Below are 25,265 nucleotides of genomic sequence, written 5' to 3'. Positions count from 1 at the left end.
CAAAGGATTATGATGGGTTCCGGTTAAAAAAATTATATACATATGGGTTTGACGGATCCGCTTTGAGCTTTTTGGGATCGCCCTGGGCAATGATGCCTTTTTTTTCTTTGCCCAGCATGATTACCCGGTCGGAAATGCTCAGAATGCTTTCAAGTTCATGGGTGACAATGACAAATGTGATTTTAAGGGATTTTGCCAGTTCCAAAATAAGGCGGTCCAGTTCGGCGGAGGTTAGGGGGTCCAGCCCGGCAGAGGGCTCGTCCAGAAAAAGGATGGCCGGATCAAGGGCCATGGCCCTGGCAATGGCGGCCCTTTTTTTCATGCCGCCGCTCAACTCGTCGGGCAGAAGATAGAGGGCATGCCCCATATCAACCAGATCAAGTTTGACCCGGGCAATGGCTTCAATGGCTTCCCGGGGAAGATCCGTGAACTCGATCAGGGGCAGCGTGATATTTTCCAGCACGGTCATGGAGCCGAACAGCGCACCGTTCTGGAACGCCACACCAATGGTGGCAAGCAGTCGGTTGCGTTCTCCTCCCCGGGCCGTTATTATATCTTCGCCATGGATGAAGACCTGGCCGGACACCGGCGGCACCAGGCCGATCATGTGTTTGAGCACCGTGCTTTTGCCGCAGCCGGAACCGCCGAGGATAACAAACACCTCACCACTTTGGACATCAAAGTTGAGATCTTCCATAATGGCGTTGTTGTTGTACCCGGCAAAAAGGTGCCGGACATTGATAATAGTTTCGTTCATATGCCCAGATAAAAGAAAATTATGGAAAAAATACCGTCAAACACGGCAACTAAAATGATGGAGGATACCACGGCCCTTGTGGTGGCATCGCCCACGGCAGAAGGCCCTCTCAATGTTTGATACCCCCGGATGCAACCGGTGGCGGCAATGAGAAGGCCGAATACAAAACATTTAGCAAGGCCCCCGGCAAGATCCTCCCAGGTGACAAAGCCTACCACCTGGTTATAATAGGCAATGGGGGGGTAGCCCAAGGAGAGAACGACAACCATGCCGCCGAGGATGCCCACAAAATTGGAGAAAACCGTTAAAAGCGGCGTGATCAGAGTGGCGGCAATGACCCTCGGTACGATTAGAAACCTGACCGGCTCCATACCCATGACCGTGAGCGCGTCAATTTCTTCGTTGATTTTCATGGTGCCGATTTCTGCGGCAAAGGCCGATGCGGAACGGCCGGCCAGCACAATGGCGGTCATCAGAGGCCCAAGTTCCCTGATCATGGCAATGCCGATGAGGTTGGCCACATATATTTCCGCGCCGAACATACGCATGGGAATGGCGGCCTGGAACGCCATGACCAGGCCCACGATAAATGAAATCAGTGCCACAATGGGCAGTGCGTTGACCCCGGAGCGTTCCGCCACCATCCAGGTGTCGGCCCACCGGACACGGCCCGGATTTTTTAAGCACGAAAACAGGGCGACTGTGATTTCTCCAACCATGGTGATAAACATTTTGGCATCTTCAAGGGACGTAACCAGATCTTTGCCGGTTTTTTCAATATAGGACACCTTCGGCGGGGGGGGTAATGCCTCGTTTTTTGATTTTTGGGATAGATCCAGAAGGGGAGCAAACTCTTTTTTCACGCCGGTCACGAAGTCGGATTGTTCCGCCGGCGTGCTGCCTGCAAGGCGGCTTAAATGAGAGATAAAGGTGGCACCGGCCATGTCCATGTAATCAACGGATTCAAGGTCTATCCGGATTCTCCCCTGGTTTGGCTTTTTAACCGTTTTAACTGCGGTATCCCATAATCGGGCCACGCCCGGGGCATCCAGCCTTCCTGAAAAAAGCATTACCGTTGTCTGGCTTACGGTTTCAATGTTCAGCTCAGGCAAAATATCCCTTTCCCCGTTAAGATTGTTCGTTAAATTGTTTTTTTCCATGTCCCGTTGGAACATCATGAGTGACAGCCTGAAGATTAAATCATATCTGTATCAGGGAATCAAGGTGTTATAAACGGATCACAGGGGCAAGAGATAGATCCTGTGGGGGGCGTTCTACTCAGCAACGTTTATTAGTCAGGTAGGGTGGGCAAAGCGCAGTGTTGCCCACCATTGTATGTATAACATTCTGTGCCTGAACGATAAATCAGATGGGCTCAACTTTATGGACAACCGGTGGGGACAAAAAGCGTGCCCACCCTACCATTGAACAGTCATTGTACCCGGCTAAAAACCGCATGCCCTGGTTGTATAGCCGGATTATTTTTTACGGCAAACCACCAGCGCCACCCACTCATCTTGGGTGCTTTTTTTGACACACTCAAGATCTTGCGTATCCAGGGCTGCGTAGATGTCCGTTAATCTCTCCTGAATGATGCCCGAAAGGATGGCGTTTCCGTCCGGGGCCAGGCGGGCCGCAATATCCGGCATGATGGGTGCGATCACCTGGGCAATAATATTGGCACAGATAATATCATATTGGATTTCTGGTGTTTTATCCAAGGTTGCGACCCCAAGGGTGACGCCGTCAAATGCAATCCCGTTTTTTTCCAAATTCTGTCGGGTGATATCCACGGCCATAGGGTCCACATCAATGCCGGTCATGGCTTTTGCCCCAAGCTTTGCGGCACAGATCATCAGTATGCCCGACCCGCATCCTACATCCAACAGGGTTTTGCCCGGCGTTACATGTTCTTCTAAAAGGGCCAGGCACATGGATGTGGTGGGGTGGGTACCCGTACCAAATGCCATACCGGGGTCAATGTGGATGATAATCTCTCCGGGGGCTGGGGTATAGTCCTTCCATTCGGGTTTCACCACAATTTTGTCCGTAATCCGGGTAACGTTGAAATACTCCTTCCAGGCATGGGCCCAGTTTTTTTCATCCACAATTTCCGATAAAACATTCACCTGGACAGCCATATCCGACAATTCTGCCAGACGTTTTTTGATTTTGGAAATTATGATATCGGAATCATCGGTGTCCGGCAGATAGCCGATAATGCTGTTGTGCTCAGGGTTTTTCAGGGTCCGGGTGCCAAAACCCTCATCCGGTTCGGGAATGGGAACCTCGCAGATGACGCCTTTCAGGTTGAATGAAAAGAAAATATAACAGATCATTTCTTCGGCAAGGTCAATATTATCTGTATCGAAGCGAGCAATAACTTTTTTGAATTTCATGGTATTTTCCGTCTTTTTTGATATTTTGTCTCGGGTTGGGACAGCCCAGCCCATGGCTGTTATAAGAAAGTCTGTGTAAACCTATATAGATTTTTCAATATTCGTTGTGGGCTGAACCACGGTGAAAACCCAGATCAGCCTATGGCTGTTATATCAACATTATTGTTGACAATCCATACCTGCCTGTCCTAACGCTAAAAGCAGGCAGCATTCATATCAATTGATAGGACGGTGGTGTGACTGAATTTGAAACAACACATGTAACAAAAGAGACCAAACAGGGGAAAATTTTCGATATTCGGCTTTTTTTAAGCTCGCTTCAGATCCGGTATAAGTTTCTCATCAGTTTTTCCCTGATTTTTTTTCTGTCCATGTTTTTGTGCAACCTGTTCATCTATGTTTATGTGCGCAACAATATTGAAGACCGCATTGAAAGCGAACTGACCAATACCACCGCCATGATTTATAATATGGTCAATACGTCTGTGAATGTCGCCATTAAAAATCATCTGCGGGCCGTGGCGGAAAAGAATCTGGACATACTGAACGATCTGTACCAAAAAAGCCTGGCCGGCGCCCTTTCCCGGGAGGATGCCCGCAAAAGAGCGACTGGCGTGATTTTAAGCCAGACCATCGGAACATCGGGCTATCTTTATTGTTTGGACAGTCGCGGGGATGTGGTTGTGCACCCAAGAGCCGAACTCATCGGCAGCAACTTGGCTGAATACGCCTTTGTCCGGCAGATGATGGAAAAAAAACAGGGATACCTGGAGTATGAGTGGAAAAATCCCGGAGAAAAAAATATTCGGCCTAAAGCCCTTTATATGGCGCGTTTTGAACCCTGGGACTGGATTATTGCCGCCTCGGCCTACCGGTCTGAATTCATCAGGCTTGTCAATGTCCAGGATTTCAGGCAGAGTATCCTCTCTTTAAAATTCGGGCAAAGCGGTTATGCCTTTGTTTTTGACAGGAACGGCCGGGCCATCATCCATCCGGCCCTGCAGGATGTTAATATTTTTCAAACCCCTGAATTGCCCAATCAATATCTCAAAGACATGATGCAACGCAAAAAGGGCCGGTCTGTTTATTACTGGAAAAATCCCGGGGAGACCCGGGCACGCAAAAAACTGGTGATTTTTAATTATATTCCCGAATACCAGTGGATTGTGGCGTCGTCATCCTACCTGGATGAGCTTTACCAGCCGTTGAAAACCATCCGCAATGTGTTTTTAGGCATCTCCCTGTTGTTTTTCAGTATCATGTTGGCCGTGACCTTTGGCCTCAGCCGAACCATTACCACACCGCTTCGCCAGCTCATGGCCCGGTTCAGCACGGCCACGGCAGGGGATTACTCCACCCGGATGGAGTGCCGCGCAGGCGACGAGGTGGGTCAGCTTGCCCGGTATTTTAACCTGTTCATGGACCAGCTTGAATCAGCCCATCAGGAGTTAGAGCGGGATATTACCCGGTCCAAAAAACTTGAAAAACAGGTAATGCAGGCCGGGGACCGGGAACGGATGAACATCGGCCAGGAGCTTCATGACGATCTTTGTCCTCATCTCATCGGCATTTCAGGTCTGACCGCCGTGATCTGGAAAGATCTTAAATCCCGGAACGACCCCGCCGCAGAACTTGCCCGGAAAATGGGCGTGCTCATGGAAGATGCTGTGGAAAAGACCAGGCTGCTTGCCAGGGGCCTTTGTCCGGTTCATCTGGTCAGCCATGGATTTCAGTCAGCCCTGGAGGAGATTGCCGATCAGTTTTCCTATTACCCCGGTATCCGATTCGAGTGCCGCATGGACGAGGGCGTGGATATCATGGAAGATTCCTGTGCCATTCATCTTTACCATATTGCAAGGGAAGCCGTGAACAACGCGGTTAAACATTCAAACTGCGATCGGATAAAGATTGCTTTGATCCGGGATGGGGCAGATGGTCTGATTCATTTGACGGTGACGGACAATGGTACCGGCATTGTCCCTGAGCCTTCGGGCCGGGGCATTGGCTTGCAGATCATGGCCTACCGGGCTAAAATCATTGATGCGCAGTTCAACATTGATACAGGACCAAAGGGAACACAGATTCATGTCAGTATGGTGCCTATCCAGAAATAGCCTTTTTTCCCAATTGTGAGCGGAGCTCTTCTTCGAACCCTCGTTGGATGAAAATTCTTATTTCTGGACAGGCATCAATCTGAGTTCGTCTGCCCCGGATAAAAATTGCTAAAAAGGAGAATGCCCCGGCATGATTCAGACCCATCAAAAATCCCACATTGTTATTGTGGATGACCACCCCATTTTCTGCCTGGGTATGAGTGAACTGATCAACCGAGAACCGGATCTGACGGTGGTGGCTTGTCCAAACACGGCGGGAAAAGCCCGGCAGATCATTGAACAGGACATGCCTGATCTTATGATTGTGGATGTTTCCCTGGCCGAAAGCAACGGTATTGACCTGGTGGCGGAACTGCGCGGCAAATGTCCTGATTTGCCGATCCTGGTTTTGTCCATGTATGATGATTCCATGTATGCAGAACGGGCGTTGATGGCTGGTGCCAGAGGCTATGTGATGAAACAGCGAGCCATCGCCCAGGTGGTGGAGGCGGTGCGTCAGGTCCTGTCCGGGCATATTTACGCCAGTGATAAGATCAAGGAAAAATTGCTCAGTCGAATGATCTCAAGAAAACCGTCTGCCGTGGGGTTCAGTCTGGACACCCTGACCAATCGGGAACTTGAGGTGTTTCGGCTTATGGGCGAAGGCCTGGACTCAAAGGAAATTGCGGAAAGACTGAAGTTAAGCATGAAAACCGTGGGCACCCACCGGGAAAATATTAAGGAAAAGCTTCAGCTCAAACACTACACGGAACTTGTCAAGGCTGCTGTGCACTGGGTCTATGAAATGAAAAAATAGTGTTGGCGCCTTTGCCGGTGGGGCTGTTCGGTTATTGTAAAACCGAAGGGAAAATACTTGTAGGTTTTAAGCCTAGGCCTCATCAGGTTATCGGCCATAAAAATATGGGGTAATTACCGATTGAACCATTAAAAGATTCGTTGTTAATGACACCTGGAAAACATTTATCATTATTTACAATAAGGAGAGCCCTGTCATGTCGGACAAAAGTGTGAATTACGAAATTTTAAGCCCCACCAATTTTCTTGATAGAACCGTAAAAGTCTATCCGGACAAAACTGCGGTCATCTATGGGGATGAAATCTTTACATGGACAGGGTTCCAGGAACGGATATTTCGTTTAGCCAATGGTCTGAAGGCCCTTGGCGTTGGCCGGGGTGACAAGGTCGCCTTTATTTGTCCCAATACACCACCCATGTTGGAAGCCCATTATGCGGTACCTTTGCTGGGCGCAGCCCTGGTTTCCATTAATATTCGGCTCTCTGCCAATGAAATGTCCTATATCGTTAATCACTCCGACGCCAAAGTCGTGGTGGCGGATAATGAATTCGGCAACGTACTGTCCGAGGTCGTGCCCGAACTCACCGCAGTGAAAACCTTTATCAATATTTGCGACATTGATGATTCCATGCCCCTGGACGGACCGGAATATGAACGTTTTCTGGCGGACAGTCCCGATGATCCGGTTGCCCTTGCCATTGACGATGAACGCGAAATACTTGCCATCAATTATACCTCCGGCACCACAGGACGGCCCAAGGGCGTGATGTATCACCACCGGGGCGCGTATCTTAACGCGTTGGGCGAGTTGCTGGAGTTTAAGATTGATGTGGACAGCAAATATCTATGGACCCTGCCCATGTTCCATTGCAACGGGTGGTGTTTTACTTGGGGCATCACCGCCATGGGTGCCACCCATGTCTGTCTGAGAAAGGTGGATCCTGTTGAAATTTATCGGATTATCGAACAGGTGGGTGTTACCCATCTGTGCGCTGCGCCTACCATCCTCATCGGGATGTCTGTTTTTGCCACGGAAAATGATGTCAAACTGTCCAAAAGCCTGGAGATCATGACCGCCGGTGCACCGCCTGCACCCATGGTGATCCAGAACATGGAACATATCGGGGCCAACATCACCCAGACATATGGTTTGACCGAAGTGTTTGGTCCTCACTCCGTATGCCAGTGGCAGGATAAATGGGATGACCTTGCACCCATGGCCAAGGCCGGCATCAAGGCCCGTCAGGGCGTACCATACATTGTGGCTGAGCACATGGACGTGGTCGACCCTGAAACCATGGAACCGGTGCCAAGGGACGGCACTACCATGGGTGAAATCGTCATGAGGGGCAATAACGTCATGCTGGGGTATTATAAGGATGCGGCGGCCAGTACCGAGGCCTTCAGGGGCGGATGGTTCCATTCCGGGGACTTGGCTGTTATGCACCCGGACAACTATGCGCAAATCATGGACCGTAAAAAAGACATCATTATTTCAGGCGGTGAAAATATATCCACTGTTGAAATCGAAAATGTATTGTACTCCCATCCGGATGTGCTGGAAGTGGCCGTAATCTCGGTGCCCGACGAGAAATGGGGTGAAGTGCCCAAGGCGTTTATTGTGCCCCGGGCCGGTACCAATCCGGATCCGGCTCAGATTATTGCGTACTGCAAGGAAAAGATGGCCCGGTTCAAGGCTCCCAAGTCTATTGAATTTGGTCCCTTACCCAAAACTGCCACAGGCAAACTACAAAAGTTCAAGCTGCGGGAGAAGGAGTGGGAAGGTCACGACCGTATGGTTAACTAATTTTACTGTTGTATATTTTATGAAAAAGGGGCAAGGCACAAGCCTTGCCCCTCTGTTTTAATACTTCCAGATTTTTGACAATATTATTTCTGATAATGTCTAAGAGCGTGTTATGGTTTTTTTATGCTGCAGTGCGTGTATCGTTTTTGCGAGATGCGTAACTCGTTCAGATAATAAAAATACCAACATCTGGTGCAGCATGACAGAGAATTTTGGATTTTCTTTTTCAAGCAGTTTCAGTCGTTTATTGGACATCTGATAAACTATGCATCGTTCAGTAGCAAAAACATCTACTGCTCGAGGAAGACCCAAATAAAATTCGATGTAACCGATAAAGTGACCATTTCCCATTGTTTCTATCTGCAATAGAGATTCATGTGATTGTGTTTCACCCCTCTCCACTACATGTCCTGACTCAACGAAAAAAAATGTATCTGCAAAAGCCCCTTGTTTGAATATGCATGTTTCGGATTCAATTTTTATTCGTTCAAAATATTGGAGAAGTTGTGAAAGATCCATTTTTTGGGGATAATTTATAAACAAGCGTTCCGTCAGTGATGGGGGATCGTAAAGATGTTTTGGTGTCTGTTTGAGCCTTTTTTTTGCACACCATTTAACGCCGGCATTTAAATCTGGGAAATAGTGAATCAAAGGGTGCGATGAGGAAAGGCCTCCGTTTAAAAGTTGCTGATGTATTTGGGAATTGGGCGCGGTAATTATAAGATGAGTCTGGGAGATGTTTATTAGGTTTTTTAATTTTTTAAAACTCAGCATGCCGGTTGAATCTAAAACATCAACTCGCTGAAAATCCAGGATAATAAAATTATCTTCATCGTTGCTGATACAAGCTATTTTTTTCTTTAACTGCTCAAACAATCGATGAGCCGTGCCAAAAAAAATGAAGCCTTGTAACTGAAGGATGGGCTACCGTTTTAAGCCGGGACACGCCGTAGAATAGGCCTCTTATGAGATGCCCTATTTTTAAGGCTGACGTCCTGGAAGACTTTGATCAAACGGTTCAAACTGTCCCGCCTTACGTCGGTAGCCGAAGGATGTATACATATTCCTTTTTTTTTTCTACAATCAGACTCGGATCTGAATTCCCTGAGAACAGACCTTGATAGTTATTTCCCGTCAATTCGTAACGCACAACTTCGGTACGGCTATAGCTGACAACAAACATAATTATTGCAGCAACAAGGCCTACGCCAATACCAGGCATAAAACCAAATGTAGCAATCACCAGCAAAACAAGCCAGATAATAGCAAAATCGATTTTAGGTAAAGTAAACCATGTTTCATAGGCCCACTCCACAAGAAAAGTCAGGCCTAAATACATGAGAACGCCGCCCATTATAATTTTTGGTAAATACGAAACTATTGATATCCCCCAAAAAAGAGTAAACGCTATGACGGATGCTCCAATAAGGCCGGTTATTCTACTTTGAGCCCCCATTCTAAAATTCAAATTGGTCAAACTAAGCTGTCGAAAACCAACAAAACCTGGACTGAGACACGAAAGCAAATTTGTAATACCTGCCAAACGCAGCTCCTTATTCAGATCGATATCTTTCTTTGTTTCCAATTCCATGGCGCTTGCGTTGAGCAGGAGGGTTAAAGAACTAACAGCCATAACGGTTACAATATTGGCAGCTTGATTTTTAATGACATTCCATTCAACCATGGAAAGATTGGTTACAGAGATCGGCTTCCATAGGCTTTGCTCTGGGAAAGGCCCCAAAAGCCATTTGTTTTTCAAAAGATCATCAATGGAATAGTCCAAATGCCATGCCGCGCCATAAAATAAAAAAAAGCCCGAAAATATGATTCCAGGCAATATAATGCTATTGCGATATCGTTTGGAAACAACCAGGATAATGAATGAAAACAAAAGACCGGGAAGCCATCTGACCAATAAATGGGATTGAAAAATTTCTTTAAAATTTTCAGTTTCAACAGTTAGCGACAATCCACCGGTAAACAGCAACCAGCCTGTCCCGGCCAAAAAACCACCAACTACAGGGTAAGGCAAATATCGGATCAAACCGCCCAAATCAAAAGCCCCTAATCCCAGAAAAAACAATCCTGTAAGCAGTACGGTAATCGAAATGGTTAAAGCGACCGTATAAAATGTATTTTCCAAATCAGCTCCAGGAGGCATGGAGGCAACAATTGACAGGGAAATTAAACTGAAAATTGCAACAGACACATCCTGATTACTTCCGACAGTCCCGGGTAAGGCAGAAAAAAGAGTAAGGGATGTTGCGGTAATAAGAGCACCGAGTAAAGCAAAGCCTACCCCTTGGGCGGAATAAAGAGAAAGTTGTCCACCGTAGACAAGTGCTGCATATGATACGGAAAGGACAACTTGTAACGACCCTGTAACTAAACCACATGTCAGAATAGAGAAAAAAGATGATGATTGAATTTCGTTGGGGGAAGTGTTCAAAGGTCATATTCTCTTTAATGGGTTGAGACGCGGGTTAATATCAATCATCAGTACTACATTGTGGTATTATTTTTGATAAAATAATTCTTTCAAGCCAATTGTCAAACAAAACTGGATGAATTTGCTTCCTTGCCCGTCTCTTTGGTGTGTCTAAAATGTATTGACAAATCATCGGTTGCCGTACATAGTACATTTATTGAAAATAACGTTTGCTGGGGGTGCTTTAACCGGCTGAGAAGGAAGCGATTCCTGACCCTTGGAACCTGATGCGGATAATGCCGACGCAGGGAAGCGGATAGAACCTTCGGTTTTCCACTTATTCCCGCCTTTTGATTCCATGTATAGATTTTGTGGTGTACCGCCTCAATCCACATGCCGTTTTCCCCCTGCCTTATTTTATTTAAGCGTCCCCTGCCGGGGAAACAATAATTGATTTTCCGGGAAAAATGCCCGGGATATAAAGGAAAGAGTGAGCATATGCACGTCCATGAACTGGCCGAAAATACCTATAGGCTTTTTGCCGCGTTGCGCGATACAAGACCATTGGTCCATGTGGTGACCAACTTTGTGGTCATGAACCAGACCGCCAATGTGCTTCTGGCCCTTGGGGCATCACCCATGATGTCCTGGGCAGAAGATGATGCAGCGTATATGTCCGGTGTATCGGACGCCCTTTGCATTAATACCGGTACCCCGGTTGCGGATCGTATTTCGGTTATGAAATCCTTGATGTCCCTTGCCGGAGACGTAGAAAAACCCGTTGTCCTGGATCCTGTGGGGGCCGGGGCAGGACCCTTCCGTACGGATATTGCCCGGGAACTTTGCACCCTTGCCCCGGCAAAAATTATCCGGGGCAACCCTTCGGAAATCTGCGCCCTTGCTGCAGACCATTTATCCACCAAAGGGGTGGACAGCGGGATTTCTCCGGAACAGGCCAGGGCCATTCTGACCGGGCACGGCCGGCCCGATCGAAATGCGGATGACTTGCCAAGCGGCGCCACCGCGCTTCTTGAATCCGCATCTGCACTTGTTGTCAGCGGGAACACGGATATGGTGCTGGGGCAGGGTAAGATGGTTAAAATCGCCAACGGATCTCAACTCATGGGTGCGGTAACCGGTACCGGGTGCATGCTTTCCGCCATCTGTGCCGCTTTTTATGCCGTGGCTGAAAACGGTTTTGACGCTGCGATTGCAAGCGTTGCCGTTACGGGCATTGCCGGGGAACTGGCCGCATCACGGGTGACAGGTCCGGGCTTTTTTCTGCCCCATTTTATAGACAGTTTGTACGCACTTCGGGAAGCGGATATTCATCAATATCTCAGGGCTGAAGTTCACAGCCTTTGAGATACAGGAGATTTTTATGGCGGATTTAAAAGAAGGTCAAAATAATTCATCCGGTAAAGGCATGTCTTTCAAACGTTTTATATCTGCGTTAGGACCTGCCTGGATCATCAGTGCCGTGGCCGCGGGGCCTGGAACCACTTTAAGTGTTGCCAAGGCCGGTGGGACCTATGGCTATGATTTTTTATGGGTGGTGGTCCTTAGTGTCATTTTGGCCTTCGTCTGCCAGTACATGGCGGCCAAGACTGCGCTGATCGGGGGGAGGGGGATTGTTTCCATTGTGCAGGACAAATGGGGCAGTCTGCCTGCCTGGTTTGTGACACTGGATGCCCTTGTGGTAATCTGGCTTTGCAATGTGGTGCTTTTAAAAATTCTGGTTGCGGTGACCGGATATGTATCCGGCCTTGATGTCCCCTGGTGGGGTATCGTATTCACCATCGCGTTCTATGTTCTGGTGGCCCACGGCGGATACCGGATTGTTGAGATGTTGTGCAAGATTATTGTCTCTTTGCTTGTGGTTTGCTTTATCGGCACCCTTTTTATTGCAAAGCCGGACCTGGGCATGGCTGTTGGCGGGCTTTTGCCGGATTTCTCCCATTTTGGAAAAGCTGAAATTTTGATGATGACCGCTATCATGGGCGGTTCCATCCATGTGACCATTTTGTCCATGCAGACTTATACCGTGCATGAAAAAGGGTGGGGGGTGTCAGATCTGGGAACAGCCCGTTTTGATACGGCCCTTTCGCTTCTTGGGGCATTCGGTCTTTACTGTACGGCCATCTATTTGACCGGTGCCTGTGTACTTCACCCGGCCGGTATCCATGTGAATACCCTTTTTGAAATGGCCGATGCCATCACGCCGCTTTTAGGCACCTATGCCCATGGCTTCTTTTGTCTGGGAATCTGGTGTGCCGTGTTTTCAACGATTATGCCCACTTTTATTGCTGCAGCCTATGTGCTTGGGGATAAAATGAACTGGGAAATGCACCCCAAAAGCCGCCGGTACAGGCTGATAATTCTGGTTGGGTGCCTCATTGCCCTTCCCGGATCCTTTCTTTCCGGCAGACCGGTTAACCTTTTGCTGATCATGCTCGCCCTGTCATTTTTGGGCACACCGCTTTTTGTGGGAATATTTTTATGGCTGCTCAATGATAGGAACTGGGCAAAGCAGTACAGAAACGGTCCGGTGTTGAATATTGCAGGTGGCTGCGCGTTGCTGGTTACTTTGTTTCTAGGAATAAAGTGGGTTTGGGGTATTTAGACATGATATCCCAAATATTGCGACTCAGTCATCATATGTTCCTGATGCCCTGAGTCGCAACAAAGAATACGGATAACAAGACAAGCTACTTTGTTCAAGTAATTTAATCTGCGGTCCTTACGGTGTCCTGACAGCCAGGGAGTTCAAGATAGTGGAAGCCTGCCCTGCCAGAGCGGTGACGGTGACGGTTTTTGCAAGTTGCCCTGCATAGTCGCTTTTTAAAAAGGTCTTTTCGCTGATCAGCATGCTAAATAATTCACTCATGATGCCGGGATGCCGTTCGGCCAAAAGATCAGCGATTTTGAGGGCGCCTACTCCGATGTGTCGGGAGAAGCAGATGCAGGGGGAAATACCGTTCTCCGGTTGTTTTTTCGCTGTGTAAATCCTGTTGACAGGTTTGCCGGTCAGGACGTATTAGATGTTGTCGGCATTTGTAATATAAACAGCCATGGGCTGGACTGGTCTATCAACACCCAGGCTCAACCCACAACAAAGCATGAAAGTAATTGAGTAACTTATCGGAACTTTCATATAAAAGGAAGGTGAATTTGAAAATATCCGATCACATATCCATCCCGGACACCAGCATCGAGTTTTACCCCATCCGGTCCCGGGGACCTGGTGGGCAGAATGTGAACAAAGTGTCTTCAGGTGTTCATATTCGTTTTGATATTCATGCCTCGGACCTTTCGGATGAAATTAAGGCAAAGCTTTTGTCCCTCAACGATAGGCGAATTACCCGGCAGGGGGTTATTGTGATCAAGGCCATGACCTTTAGAAGTGCTGCAAAAAACCGTGAGAACGGATTGGAACGGCTTGCGGAATTGATCAGAAGTGCTGTCCGGCCTGTGAAAAGAAGAAAACCTACCCGGCCCACTCGAGCATCGAAAACCAGGCGCCTTGATTCGAAAAATAAGCGCGGCAGGATTAAAACATTAAGAAAAAGAATCGACATATAGTATAGCAAGTTTTATCAGCTGGCACTTTCCATACAGACTTTTATTTCACAGAATCTTAGCATCCTTGTAACGTTAATATAATAATAAAATACTATTTTCTTTCTTGAAGTTGAATAGCCACAAACCTTTCGGATAGGACTGCTCCCCAATATGATTGCAGCCATAAAGCGTAACGAAAAAAAGGTGTCCACACCGTATGACATGGCACGTCGTATAGATCGGATCAGCGCAGCTGTGGGCCTGAATGACCAGACCGCTGACAGTTTTGTCCAGACCCTGCCTTTCATGGCCGGGGATGTCACGGCCGGGGCTGAAAATGAATTCCAGGCAGTGGTTGCGGGAAAACGGGAAAATATCGACCTGGCCCGGGTCATTGAGACGTCCAATTATTACCGGAATCTTGTGGAACAGGCCAAAACCGGAGAAACGCCCCAGCGACGGGTCGTGGCCTTGGAACGTCTGCTCAAAGACAAGGATGGCAAAGATTGGGAAAATTCCTGGGTATGGTTTCCCCGCAGGGTACTCAATCGGTATGCCAATCAGGTGTTTAACGAGGATCTTAAGGCCGATAAATCCACTCCCACATCAGAATATCGCAGGGATGCTGCCTGCTTCGTATTTAAAAAAAATGGTGAGAATCAGGTCCGCGTGCCTGTCTCCTATCTGCTCAAGCTGGCCCTGGCCGATGCGATTGGCGGTGACAAAGGTGTGCCGGAGCCGGTAAACGCCTGGGGCGAAAAAATGCTCGCCCATTTTTCCAATGACAACAGTTCGCCTGAACTTTTTTCCTTTTACCCGGTTAAATCTGATGGTTCCGGGAGCCTGGGAGAAAAGCTTGCTGCCGAAACCCTGCTTCGTTTTCTTTTGACCCAGGTCCTGGTGGCCTATGCCGGGCATAAATTTGAACTCAATGAAAATGGCCAGAAGGTCAAGGTGTTTTTCTCCGCCACCCCGCCCGGGGACCAGAAACGTCTTAATGATGTTATTTCAGACGCGTTCTACCGAGAATTATTCATGAGCCCTTGCCTGTCCGGATGGGACCGGGGAGAAGATAAGAAAGAGTACATGAGCGTCTGCCACAAGGTGTTGTCCCGCAGCCAGATCAATGCCGTTGCCCAGCTTAAAGAGGCCGGTATTATCAACACCAACCTTGTGGTGCTGCCCAACACCTCTAATATCAGCCTGGCCAATAACGGCACCCATATCAGTCTTGGCAGCGTTAAACTGTCCCGGTGCATGGCAGATTCGGGGTCTGGGGTTACGGCCCTGGATGAAAAATATACGGGCGATCTGTCCATCAAAATCTGGGAGCATTTTTTGCCCCTGTTTGCCACCACCTATTCGGCTGCCCCCCACAGGATTGATTTTCAGGAGTTTCACCCGGAACGGGTTTTAGGTTTTATGCCCCACGAACTGACCCATACCCATCTGCGCATGATCTGGCGGCGGTGGAAGAAAAAGGCCCATCTTAAAGTCATGGGCAGATCCCTGACTCCCTTTGGCCCGGTGTGGCTGGACCGCTTGATTGCAAATATATTCAGGCTAAAAGGAGATTTTGTGCCGGATGGCCGACTCATTGACTATTTTACTTCGGTCATGAGTACCTTCCAGAGCCCAGCCTTGAACGGCAGTTTAGAAAGCGAAGCCAATCTTAAAAAAGACCTGACCGACATGGGCGTGTTTGACGGGCGCATGGCCCTGTATCAGCTGGTCCGTTTGAGAAAATACCATCAGATGGGGTATTCCGGGTTTGAACACCGTTACTTCAGTGTATTTGAAGATGTTGTCAGGGATATGGGAAAGGCTGCTGATCTGCAGGTATTGATCACGGCCCTAACCCAGAAGTATATCTATTCCCGTCAGGTGGACCATGCCATGATACCGGATTCCCCTGCTGTTGAAAGCGAGCGCCGCCAGATATTTTTTTGTACGGCCATTGGTGTACCAACATTTTTTGTTAAAACCCGGACCCGGAATCAGTTTTTGGCTAAAATTTTGAAAAATACAGCCAAAACCAGACACAGCCACAGGTATTCCGGTTACACCCGGGTGCTGGTCCGGGAATACCAGCGGGCCCTGATTTCCCTGATTCAAACAGATGCGCCTGACCTTGTATCGGCCTTAAACGGCGCTCCCATTCTTGATGACCTTGACAACCGGGTCAATATGCCCCAGACCCATGCCGCATGGGGCCGGATCACCCAGGGTATTCTTGAAGGTTCCAGAAAGCATAAACCTATGTCCATACAGAGCAGGCAGTTTAATGCAAAAGCAGAACGCTATTACGGCCAGACCCTGAGAAAGGCCCATGTCAGCCAGGGGTTTGACCTGCTCGGCAAGGCCTTTGAGCAAATAGACCTGTGGGCAAGATACCGGGATACTTCGTATGGGCAGGCCCTGGGTCAGATTTTGGGCAGACGGGATATACTTAAATTTTTAAAATCCATGCGTCAGGATTTCATGGATGATACCTGTGCGCCTGAAACCCTTAAGACGTTTATTTTTCTGATGGTTCTTGTGGTCAGCCGGGAGATGAAAGCCTGGCATAATACTTAAGATCTCCTCATTCTTCACACATATTTTTTTAGTCGTAGATTAACACGGTTAAAACAAAGTGCGGGCATAATGTTGGTATTATGAAACATCAATATATAGAACGTAAAACCAGGCAGGTGAGAACAGAAATCCTTAAGGCAGATTCCGTTATCAGCACCATTTATTCGTCAATTCGTGAAAATTCTTTCTTTTTGTTTCGTCTGATGACTTCGGCCCGAATGTCCAGTGTGATCGGGGCTGTTTCCTATGATCTGCCTTTTTTCACTCTCCCGACTGATGCGAGAACCTTTCTGGCTGCCCACGGTATTGATTTAAGTGAGGTGGCAGGAGACCCTGCAAAACTGGATACCCTTCGAAAAGTTTTTGAGCGCAAGATTCGGTATGAACAGCTTCGCCCCATGCCGGAAGACGTTTCTGCTGTGGTCTCTCCGGCAGATTCCCGTCTTCTGGTGGGGGCCTTTTCAAAAAACTCAACCCTGTTTATTAAGGGCAAGTTTTTTGATTTTTATGAGCTTATCGGCCGGGATAAACCCCAGTGGCTTGGGGCCTTTGAAGCTGGCAGTTTTGCCGTAACCCGGCTTACCCCGGATAAATATCACTATAACCATACGCCCGTGGCCGGAACGGTATTGGATATTTATGAGATAGACGGATATTTTCATTCCTGTAACCCCGGGGCTGTGGTCCGGGAGGTCACGCCTTACTCTAAAAATAGGCGGGTGGTCACCATCATTGATACGGATGTACCCGGGGGCACCGGATGCGGGCTTGTGTGCATGGTGGAAGTGGTGGCCATGATGATCGGAAAAATTGTCCAGTGCTACAGTAAAAAAGGCTATGAAAATTCCCAGGCTGTGGTGCCCGGACTTTTCATGGAAAAGGGGTGCCCCAAAAGCCTGTACCGTCCGGGGTCCTCCACAACCATTGTTATATTTCAAAAGCAGCGTATCTGTTTTTCCAAAGACTTACTGGAAAATCAGGTTCGCACCGACGTGAGCAGTCGTTTCAGTGAAGGGTTTGGCAGACCCCTTGTGGAAACCGAAGTGACCGTGCGTTCAAGTATCGGCCACGCATGCGCTTTTGGTGAAACTGCAACTTTGGGAGATTTGTAATGGGGACCATTTTTTTTGTTGTTGGGCTGGGTTTGCTGATTGGTCTTGTATTGATATGGGGATTTAAAACGTTGCCTAAAGAAAAGTGGCAGATGGTAGCGGCCTTCCCCTTGGAAAAGCTGGAACAGGGCCAGTGGCGGGGGATGAATCTGACCTGGTACGGGCTTTTGTCTGCCAATGCTTACACCTTTGGCGTGATCATGGTCGTTGTTCTGGCCGCATCCGCCGGGATACCCATTGCTGTCTTGGTGTTGCTGACTGTTCTGCTGCTGGCCGTGACCATTCCGGCTTCTAAAATTATTGCCCGGATTGTTGAGAAGAAAAAAGCCACCCTGACCATTGGCGGGGCCGTGTTTGCCGGTGTGGTGACCGCACCCTGGATCATCATGCTGGTGAATGTTACCTTGGGTACGGCCTTTAACTTTCATGTGCCTGTTGCTGTGATGATGGCTTGTTTGAGCATTGGGTATACCTTTGGAGAATCTTTGGGGCGTCTTGCCTGCCTGAGTTTTGGCTGCTGCTATGGCAAGCCGTTGAGCCAGTGTACCGGCCACACCCGAAAAGTATTTAAACATTTTAATGTGGTCTTTACAGGGGATACCAAAAAAGTGGCTTATGCGTCGGAGCTGGCCGGTGAAGAGTTGATTCCCATCCAGATCATCACCGCCGTGATTTATGCGATATCCGGTCTTGTCGGCACCTTGCTGTTTCTCCAGGGGTTTGCCGGCACCGCACTTGTGGAAACCCTGATGGTGACCCAGATCTGGCGAGTTGTGTCTGAATTCTTCAGGGCGGATTTCAGGGGCCAACGCAAATTTTCCATGTATCAGATCATGGCACTGGCAGCCATTGCTTACACCATCGTGCTGCTGGCCTTTTTTCCTGATCCCGAGGTGGTCGTTTCTTTGAATAAAGGATTTAAAGCCCTGTGGCATCCAGGCATGATTCTGTTTTTCCAGGGCGTCTGGATTGTCTCCTTTCTTCATTCGGGCCGAAGTACTGTTACTGCATCTAAAATTTCCTTTCATGTGGTCAAGGAAAATATTTAATTGAGCATGAAAATTAGAAGGTGCCATGAATTTTGGGGCATGTGCTTTCTGTGGTGCTACGATATTATAAAGTATGTGGTATTCAAAGGCCTTCTGGAAAACCGGGGGATTGATCCCCTGGTATTTTTGTTTCTTGACATGATCACCGTGCCCGGATTTATTGTGGGGTGTGCCCGGCTGGTCAATTCCCTGAGTGGCCGGGTCATGGCATGGCCCAAGGTCCTTTTCTGGGGGATACTCGTGCTGGTTAATACCCTGTTTCCCTATGTGTATGCGGTCCTGGCAGGCGGGCCACAATTTGATACGGCTGCCTGGGTGGTGTTCTGGACACTGATTTTACTGATGCTTGCAAATCTGATACGTACGATTAGAGCAGGTTTGATCGCAGAAAAGCAGTGACGCGGGTTAACGTTGATCTAATCTGATACTTTGTTTTTGTCCACTCTTCTGATCAGTCCTTCCTGGGCCACGCTGGCCACAAGTTTACCGTCCCGGGTGTAGATGGCGCCGCGGTTAAGTCCCCGGCCCATGGCGGCACTGGGACTGTGGATCACGTAGAGCAGCCAGTCGTCCATCCGGAAATCCCTGTGGAACCAGATGGCATGATCCAGGCTTGCCACCTGCATGTCCCGGGACCAGAAGGTTTTGCCATGGGGATAAAGCGCTGTGGGGACCAGGTGAAAATCCGATGCATAGGCCAGCATGTACCTGTGGGTTGCGGCATCGTCAGGCAAGGGACCGGTGGCCCTGAACCATACGAATTTGTCCGGCGGCATGGGGACGGGATGAAAGGGATTTACCGGGTTGACGACCCGCAGTTCAATGGGATTGGGATACAATAGTTTTTTTACAATATTTTCAGGAATATCCTTAGCATAGCGGACCATCATGTTGTAATCACTTTCCACGCCGTCAGGGCCTTTAACATCAGGCATGGGATCCTGGTGATCAAATCCTTCTTCAAATTTGTGAAATGAGGCTGACATGGAAAAGATGGTCCGGCCCTTTTGTACGGCCTTGACCCGCCGGGTGGTAAACGAGCGGCCGTCCCGGGTGCGCTCCACCATATAGACAATGGGGCAGGTGGCATCTCCGGCCCGTAGGAAATATCCGTGCAGGCTGTGGGCACAAAGAGGGTCCGGCACTGTGCGGGATGCTGCAGACAATGCCTGACCTAAGACCTGGCCACCGAATACGGCGCCGTAGCCCAGATCCTGGCTCTGGCCCCGAAATATGTCCGCTTCAATTTTTTCCAGGCTGAGTAGCCCCAAAAGCTCTTTAAGTACATTTTGTCTGATACTATCTGTCATGGGATTCACCTAAACATTTTAAACTGGTCGGGCCGCCTATTGTCATGGGGCACATATGATTGGCATTTGTTTGTTCTTTTAATGCGGATCTCAGTCTTTACGCGGCAAGAAGACAGGTGCAGAAACTGCGTCAAATTCAGGCTGAATTTTGATTGAATCTGTTTGCGTCTTTTATTTCATCTGAGATTCTTATTTTATAAGTGTCATAATTCGGTCAATGGTTCCATCCTCTTTCATCTCGTGAATTATCCTGTTGATCTCCGGTACCATCTGTGCAAACGGTGATTTTTTTGAGATTCCGATTCTGAAGACATCCTTGGATACAATTTGGGGTGCATAAGTGATCTGGTTTCTGTATTCCGGATACTTTTGAAAAAAGCTCATCACAACGGATTCGCTTTCCAGAAATGCATCAAACCGTTTTCCTAAAAGTTTTTTAAAGTTGCATTCAGGCGAGTTGATTTTCTCTGTTTTTATAATGCCGTTTTCTATGGCCTGGTCCATCTTGTCCCGGTAGGTATATCCTGCAACAATGCCGATGGTGTAAGGTTTGAGATCATCAATGGTTTGCCATTCGGACAGGCCGTCCTTACGGTCTTTCCGGTGCCATAGAAAAACTCGGTCCTCAAGAATTACATTGGTGAAAACCATGAAAGCCTTTCGTTCCAGCTTGCTTTGAATGGGGAAGGTAATATCGTAGGTGCCATTTTTCATGCAGGCCAGCACCCGCCTCCATGGCAGAAGATCCGCCTTTAATGTGCAATGGAGGCGTTTACTCACCTCGGTGCCGATATCAAACGTATACCCACTTTCTAACGCCCCCCCTTTCTGTCCTAAAGAATAGGGGGGCCAGGGATCTGTGGCGAGCCTGAGCACCGGTGCACTTCCGGCACAGGGTGGCGCGAAGAAAAAAATAATGCCTATAAATAAAAAAATGCGTCTGAGTCTGCAAAAAAAATTAAACATAAGTATCCGTTGTCTCCGTATCTTACAGGGCTTCAGTGAAGCGCTCATTGCATACTTAACACATAACTATATCTGATTTTGCGCCGGATTACAAAATGCTATTCAACTTGATGACGGGGGTGGAAAATTGATTATACTCTGCTGTTTAGTTTGACAACGTTTTTACTTGTGTATAGGTAGTAAGTAATATTACCGGTAAAAAAGCTGGGCCGGGAGACGATTTTCCACAACTATAGAAAAATTGAGAAGGAGACAACATGGAGTGGTTGAAACAAATCAACGTTGAAAAATATATAGAGATGGTGACCTACTGGGTGACCACTTACTCTGTAAAGATCATTGCGGCGTTGCTGATTTTGGTGATAGGGAAATGGTTGGCTAGAAGAATTACTAATCTGATCATGAAATTGATGGAAAAAAACAAGGTGGATATCACACTTGTGCGGTTCCTTGACAGCATCGTTTACTATACTTTTATGGTGATGGTTGTCATTGCTGCCGCAGGCCAGCTGGGTATCAATACCACCTCCTTTCTGACGATTGTGGGTGCTGCCGGTCTGGCCATTGGTCTTGCCTTGAAGGATTCTTTGTCCAATTTCGCTTCGGGCGTGATGCTGGTGATGTTCAGACCTTACAAGGTCAATGATTATGTGGATATTGGCGGGGTGGCCGGAAATGTTGTGAGCATCTCCTTGTTCACCACGGAGTTGAATACCCCGGATAATCAAAAAGTGATCGTGCCCAATGCCGGCATTACGTCCAATGTTATTACAAATGTTACGGCCAACCCCACCCGCCGGGTGGATCTTGTCATCGGCATTGGTTATGGTGATGATATAAAAAAAGCCAAAGAGGTTATTCAGGGTGTTCTGGCAGAAGAAAAACGAATTCTCCCCACACCTGCGCCACTTATCGCCGTGTCTGAACTTGCGGATTCCAGTGTTAATTTTGTGGTCCGGCCCTGGGTTAAAACAGGGGATTACTGGGGGGTATATTTTGCTCTCAATGAAAACATCAAGCTGGCCCTTGATGCCAATGGTATCAGTATTCCCTTTCCCCAGCAGGATGTTCATATGTACCAGGAAATCAAAGAATAACAGCCATGGGCTGACCTGGTCGGTCTATCGACACCTATACTTAACCCATGACGAAAGTTGAAAGATCTGTGTCGGTTCCACAGATCTTTCTTTTCAACCATAACCAGATGAGTTGTTTCCATTAAACGTACCGATATTTTGGCCACCTGGGGTAGAAGGCGCTAAAGGACCGCAGATTAAATAACTTGAACAAAATAGCTTGCCTCTTGGCCCATCTGCTTTGTTGCATCAAAGGTCCAATAGGCCTGCTATCCAAACTTTAATACGCCTTGTAGATGAATCAAAATTCGGCGTTGTTTTTGCCCAACTTATTTAATCTGCAGTCCTAAGTCTTGAACTTGATTTCGCAGACATTTTGCAATACACTTTCCGATATATAAACCGGTTGCAAATCAAAATCTGTAAATTAAAAGATTCAATATGCCAAAACGTTTGTCCATACGGATCAAGCTGTTTTTTATCTATTCGCTGGTTGCCACAGCTGTTTTTTTATGCGGTTTCACCATTTACTATATCCATGTAAAAAGCCATCTTGAACACCAGATAAAAAATGCATTGACTCTTTCCAACGCGTCGATCACAGCCCTTATCAAAACGGTAGGAACCGTTTCCATAAAAATTCATCTGCGCACCATTGCTGAAAAAAATCTGGAAATTATTGATCACATTTACCAGGATTTTCAGGATCACCTGATAACCGAAAAAGAGGCAAAAAAACAGGCCGCAAACTTGTTGCTGAGTGAAAAAATCGGCCGGACCGGGTACATATACGTTATCGACAGCACAGGAGAGATAAAAGTCCATCCTAAACAGGATGTCAAAGGGCAGAATTATGCTGAATTGGGGTTCATCCAAAAACAGTTGATACAGAAAAACGGGTACCTGGAATACTGGTGGAAAAACCCAGAGGACAATGAAAAACACCCCAAAGCATTGCATATGACTTATTTTGAACCTTGGGACTGGATCATCTCAGCATCATCGTATAAATTGGAATTTTCCCAGCTTGTCTCCGTGGAAGATTTTAAAGACAGCGTGCTGGCAATGGATATATTGGGGACCGGCTACGCTTTTGTTTGTGATAGCCGGGCCAACATCATCATTCATCCTAAATTAACCGGCAACATGATGGATTACGCAACCGCTGAAAATAAAACACAGATCCGAGAAATTATTGCACAGAAAAAAGGGATGGTGCGCTACTTCTGGAAAAACCCTGAAGATCAGGTTGTCAAAGAAAAATTGATGGCGTTTGATTTTATACCGGAGTTTGACTGGATTATTGCGTCTTCAACGTATACTGAAAAAGCCTTTGCACAGCTTTTGGAAATGCGCCGGATTTTTTTTGTTATCCTGGCCGCGTCCATTGCCGTTATTGCGTTTGTATCCCTTGCAGTAAGCACCTCCATTACCCGGCCGTTGACCCGTCTGATTGACCATTTAAACGTCAATATGAACCAGGGCTGGCAGCTACAGCCGCTGGACAGTCGACGCAAAGACGAAATCGGCGATCTTGAATCCAGTTTCAACGAATTTGTAGGGCGGCTGGAAACGTATAAAAGAAATTTGATCACAGAAAATACCATCCGCAAAGAGACTGAGATCCGGCTTCAATTATTTGAAAAAGTGTTTGAAAATGCCAATGAGGGAATCACCATAACCGATCTTAATGGAAATATTCAGGCAGTAAATCAGGCTTTCACTGACATCACCGGCTACAGCGCCCAGGAAGCCGTCGGACAAAATCCCCGGATTCTAAAATCGGATCGACACGATCACGCCTTTTATAAATCCATGTGGCAGGTCCTGACGATAAAAGGCCAATGGTCCGGGGAAATCTGGAATCGTAAAAAATCCGGACAGGCATATCCGGAATTTTTAAATATCAGTGCCATTCGGAATAAAAATGGAAAGGCGAAAAATTACATGGCCGTGTTTCATGATATTTCCGAAATGAAAACCAAAGAGAAACAGATCGAATATATGGCCTACCATGATCCGCTTACAGGTCTTCCCAACCGTACGCTGCTCAAAGATCGGCTTGAACATGCCATAATCAGAGCCCGGCGTGATGCAAAGATGATTCAGTTGATCTTTATTGATCTTGATAATTTTAAAAACGTCAATGACACGGCAGGGCATGCCCAAGGAGATGAATTGTTAAAAGAGGCTGCGGAAAGGTTAGACAACGTCACTCGGGCCAGTGATACCGTGGCTCGGCTCGGCGGGGATGAATTTATGATCATGGTCACGGATGTGGACAATATGATGGAAATTATCCGTATGGTCAAACGTATTCAGGAGTCATTTTCAGCGCCCTTTAATATTGACGGTAAATTTTTTCATGTCACCTGCAGTATCGGTATTTCCGTTTTCCCCGAAGATGGCGATGATGCGGAGACCCTTTTGCGCCATGCAGATCTTGCCATGTATCACTCCAAGGAAAAAGGCCGGAACCAATATTATCTGTTTGAACAAAAAATGGCCAAAAAGATTCACCAGCGAATTGAGATGGAAATGAACATGCGCACGGCCATTGAAAACGATGAATTCCAAGTTTATTTTCAACCCCAGGTTAATATCAGGACATTAAAGCCGGTGGGGCTTGAAGCTTTGGTTCGTTGGATAAAACCGGATGGGGCCGTTGTTCTCCCTGGCCGGTTTATTCCCCTGGCAGAAGAATCCGGACTGATCATTCCCATTGGCAAACAGATTTTGAAAAAGGCGGTTGAACAGATTTGCCGGATTAGAGAAAAAAATCAACTGGACCTGATGCTGTCCGTCAATGTTTCTGCACGTCAGATGGATGAACCCTCATTTGAAAAAATGGCCGCAGGCATAATAAAAGAGACCTCATACCCGCCAGACCGTCTGAAAATAGAGATCACCGAATCTTTATTAATGCGGGATATCAACACCACCATGACCCGGCTTAAAAAATTGTCTCAGATAGGCATCTCAACGGCCATTGATGACTTTGGTACGGGGTATTCGTCCCTGGCCTATCTTAAACAGATGTCCATCACCACTTTGAAAATCGACAAATCCTTTATCGACGATATTGTTGATGATGACAATGCCCTTGCCCTGGTTGAAACTATTGTACTGATGGCTAGCAAACTGAACATGGGTATTGTGGCTGAAGGCGTAGAAGACGAAAAGCAGCTGAAAATTTTGAATCAGCTGGGAGACATGGATATTCAGGGATATATTTTTGCCCGGCCCATGCCCCTGCTCGAACTTGAGTGCTGGCTGTCAGAACACCGGTTGCCACATGTCTGATCAATTTGGG

21 protein-coding genes and 1 riboswitch are annotated in these 25,265 nt (G+C 47.5%); of the genes, 13 read left to right on the top strand and 8 right to left on the bottom strand.

Annotated features, from left to right (window positions below):
- Window positions 1-7: 7 nt before the first annotated feature.
- From EYB58_RS01900 to prmA, 3 genes are all read right to left on the bottom strand, one after another.
- The gene (locus EYB58_RS01900; protein ID WP_111959407.1) at window positions 8-757 is read right to left on the bottom strand and encodes an ABC transporter ATP-binding protein; all 750 of its coding nucleotides are present in this window, start codon (window positions 755-757) and stop codon (window positions 8-10) included.
- Entirely contained in the window at window positions 754-1,935 is a 1,182-nt protein-coding gene (locus EYB58_RS01895) for an ABC transporter permease (RefSeq protein WP_242637516.1), read from the bottom strand. The genes EYB58_RS01900 and EYB58_RS01895 overlap by 4 nt, the downstream gene beginning before the upstream one ends.
- Window positions 1,936-2,235: 300 nt before the next feature.
- Window positions 2,236-3,156: a 50S ribosomal protein L11 methyltransferase gene (gene prmA / locus EYB58_RS01890; protein ID WP_111959405.1), complete on the bottom strand. Its 921-nt coding sequence runs from the start codon at window positions 3,154-3,156 to the stop codon at window positions 2,236-2,238.
- 236 nt (window positions 3,157-3,392) lie between these two features.
- On the opposite strand from prmA, the gene EYB58_RS01885 reads away from it, so the two are divergent.
- From EYB58_RS01885 to EYB58_RS01875, 3 genes are all read left to right on the top strand, one after another.
- Window positions 3,393-5,270, top strand: a complete 1,878-nt coding sequence (locus tag EYB58_RS01885) for a cache domain-containing protein (protein WP_111959403.1) — start codon at window positions 3,393-3,395, stop codon at window positions 5,268-5,270.
- Window positions 5,271-5,400: 130 nt separating this feature from the next.
- Window positions 5,401-6,066 carry a response regulator transcription factor gene (locus EYB58_RS01880; RefSeq protein WP_111959401.1) on the top strand — a complete coding sequence of 222 codons (666 nt, stop codon included), beginning with the start codon at window positions 5,401-5,403 and terminating at the stop codon, window positions 6,064-6,066.
- Between the two features lie 196 nt (window positions 6,067-6,262).
- A complete protein-coding gene (locus tag EYB58_RS01875; RefSeq protein ID WP_111959400.1) occupies window positions 6,263-7,873 on the top strand; it encodes an acyl--CoA ligase family protein in 1,611 nt (536 codons plus the stop codon).
- A 99-nt stretch (window positions 7,874-7,972) separates the two neighbouring features.
- Here EYB58_RS01875 and EYB58_RS01870 read toward each other — a convergent pair whose 3' ends face one another.
- Window positions 7,973-8,794, bottom strand: a complete 822-nt coding sequence (locus tag EYB58_RS01870; protein WP_278186425.1) for an STAS domain-containing protein — start codon at window positions 8,792-8,794, stop codon at window positions 7,973-7,975.
- A 112-nt stretch (window positions 8,795-8,906) separates the two neighbouring features.
- Window positions 8,907-10,322, bottom strand: a complete 1,416-nt coding sequence (locus EYB58_RS01865) for a SulP family inorganic anion transporter (protein WP_111959396.1) — start codon at window positions 10,320-10,322, stop codon at window positions 8,907-8,909.
- 204 nt (window positions 10,323-10,526) lie between these two features.
- Window positions 10,527-10,629, top strand: a riboswitch (TPP riboswitch).
- A gap of 170 nt (window positions 10,630-10,799) precedes the next feature.
- Between EYB58_RS01865 and thiM the strand changes: the two genes are divergently transcribed.
- Together thiM and EYB58_RS01855 are read left to right on the top strand one after the other, a co-directional pair.
- Window positions 10,800-11,666 carry a hydroxyethylthiazole kinase gene (gene thiM, locus EYB58_RS01860; RefSeq protein WP_111959394.1) on the top strand — a complete coding sequence of 289 codons (867 nt, stop codon included), beginning with the start codon at window positions 10,800-10,802 and terminating at the stop codon, window positions 11,664-11,666.
- A gap of 16 nt (window positions 11,667-11,682) precedes the next feature.
- Window positions 11,683-12,924 carry an Nramp family divalent metal transporter gene (locus tag EYB58_RS01855; RefSeq protein WP_111959392.1) on the top strand — a complete coding sequence of 414 codons (1,242 nt, stop codon included), beginning with the start codon at window positions 11,683-11,685 and terminating at the stop codon, window positions 12,922-12,924.
- Between the two features lie 117 nt (window positions 12,925-13,041).
- Here the strand turns inward: EYB58_RS01855 and EYB58_RS23745 are convergent, their stop codons facing one another.
- On the bottom strand, window positions 13,042-13,188 hold the full coding sequence (locus tag EYB58_RS23745) for a hypothetical protein (protein WP_242637515.1): 147 nt from the start codon (window positions 13,186-13,188) through the stop codon (window positions 13,042-13,044).
- A gap of 9 nt (window positions 13,189-13,197) precedes the next feature.
- Between EYB58_RS23745 and EYB58_RS01845 the strand changes: the two genes are divergently transcribed.
- The 6 genes from EYB58_RS01845 (at window position 13,198) to EYB58_RS01820 (ending at window position 18,999) form a co-directional block, all read left to right on the top strand.
- Window positions 13,198-13,434, top strand: a complete 237-nt coding sequence (locus EYB58_RS01845) for a hypothetical protein (RefSeq protein ID WP_111959390.1) — start codon at window positions 13,198-13,200, stop codon at window positions 13,432-13,434.
- Window positions 13,435-13,472: 38 nt separating this feature from the next.
- Window positions 13,473-13,883, top strand: coding sequence for an alternative ribosome rescue aminoacyl-tRNA hydrolase ArfB (gene arfB, locus EYB58_RS01840; RefSeq protein ID WP_170299836.1), 411 nt, complete (start codon window positions 13,473-13,475; stop codon window positions 13,881-13,883).
- A gap of 150 nt (window positions 13,884-14,033) precedes the next feature.
- Entirely contained in the window at window positions 14,034-16,439 is a 2,406-nt protein-coding gene (locus tag EYB58_RS01835; protein ID WP_111959386.1) for a hypothetical protein, read from the top strand.
- Between the two features lie 80 nt (window positions 16,440-16,519).
- Window positions 16,520-17,551, top strand: coding sequence for a phosphatidylserine decarboxylase (locus EYB58_RS01830; protein ID WP_111959384.1), 1,032 nt, complete (start codon window positions 16,520-16,522; stop codon window positions 17,549-17,551).
- Window positions 17,551-18,600, top strand: a complete 1,050-nt coding sequence (locus EYB58_RS01825) for a prolipoprotein diacylglyceryl transferase family protein (protein WP_111959382.1) — start codon at window positions 17,551-17,553, stop codon at window positions 18,598-18,600. The genes EYB58_RS01830 and EYB58_RS01825 overlap by 1 nt, the downstream gene beginning before the upstream one ends.
- A gap of 6 nt (window positions 18,601-18,606) precedes the next feature.
- Window positions 18,607-18,999, top strand: coding sequence for a hypothetical protein (locus tag EYB58_RS01820; protein WP_242637514.1), 393 nt, complete (start codon window positions 18,607-18,609; stop codon window positions 18,997-18,999).
- A gap of 17 nt (window positions 19,000-19,016) precedes the next feature.
- On the opposite strand, the gene tesB is transcribed toward EYB58_RS01820, so the two are convergent.
- Complete coding sequence (gene tesB / locus EYB58_RS01815; protein ID WP_111959380.1) at window positions 19,017-19,910, bottom strand: acyl-CoA thioesterase II; 894 nt, start codon at window positions 19,908-19,910, stop codon at window positions 19,017-19,019.
- 189 nt (window positions 19,911-20,099) lie between these two features.
- Window positions 20,100-20,876 (bottom strand): substrate-binding periplasmic protein, encoded by a 777-nt coding sequence (locus EYB58_RS01810; RefSeq protein WP_111959378.1) that lies wholly within the window; start codon window positions 20,874-20,876, stop codon window positions 20,100-20,102.
- Window positions 20,877-21,133: 257 nt separating this feature from the next.
- On the opposite strand from EYB58_RS01810, the gene EYB58_RS01805 reads away from it, so the two are divergent.
- Window positions 21,134-21,973: a mechanosensitive ion channel family protein gene (locus tag EYB58_RS01805; protein WP_207309117.1), complete on the top strand. Its 840-nt coding sequence runs from the start codon at window positions 21,134-21,136 to the stop codon at window positions 21,971-21,973.
- Between the two features lie 420 nt (window positions 21,974-22,393).
- Window positions 22,394-25,255: a bifunctional diguanylate cyclase/phosphodiesterase gene (locus EYB58_RS01800; RefSeq protein ID WP_111959377.1), complete on the top strand. Its 2,862-nt coding sequence runs from the start codon at window positions 22,394-22,396 to the stop codon at window positions 25,253-25,255.
- Window positions 25,256-25,265: the final 10 nt, after the last annotated feature.

It is taken from the genome of Desulfobacter hydrogenophilus (assembly GCF_004319545.1).
Taxonomy (GTDB): Bacteria; Desulfobacterota; Desulfobacteria; order Desulfobacterales; family Desulfobacteraceae; genus Desulfobacter; species Desulfobacter hydrogenophilus.
This window is presented reverse-complemented; position numbering and strand designations above follow the sequence as displayed.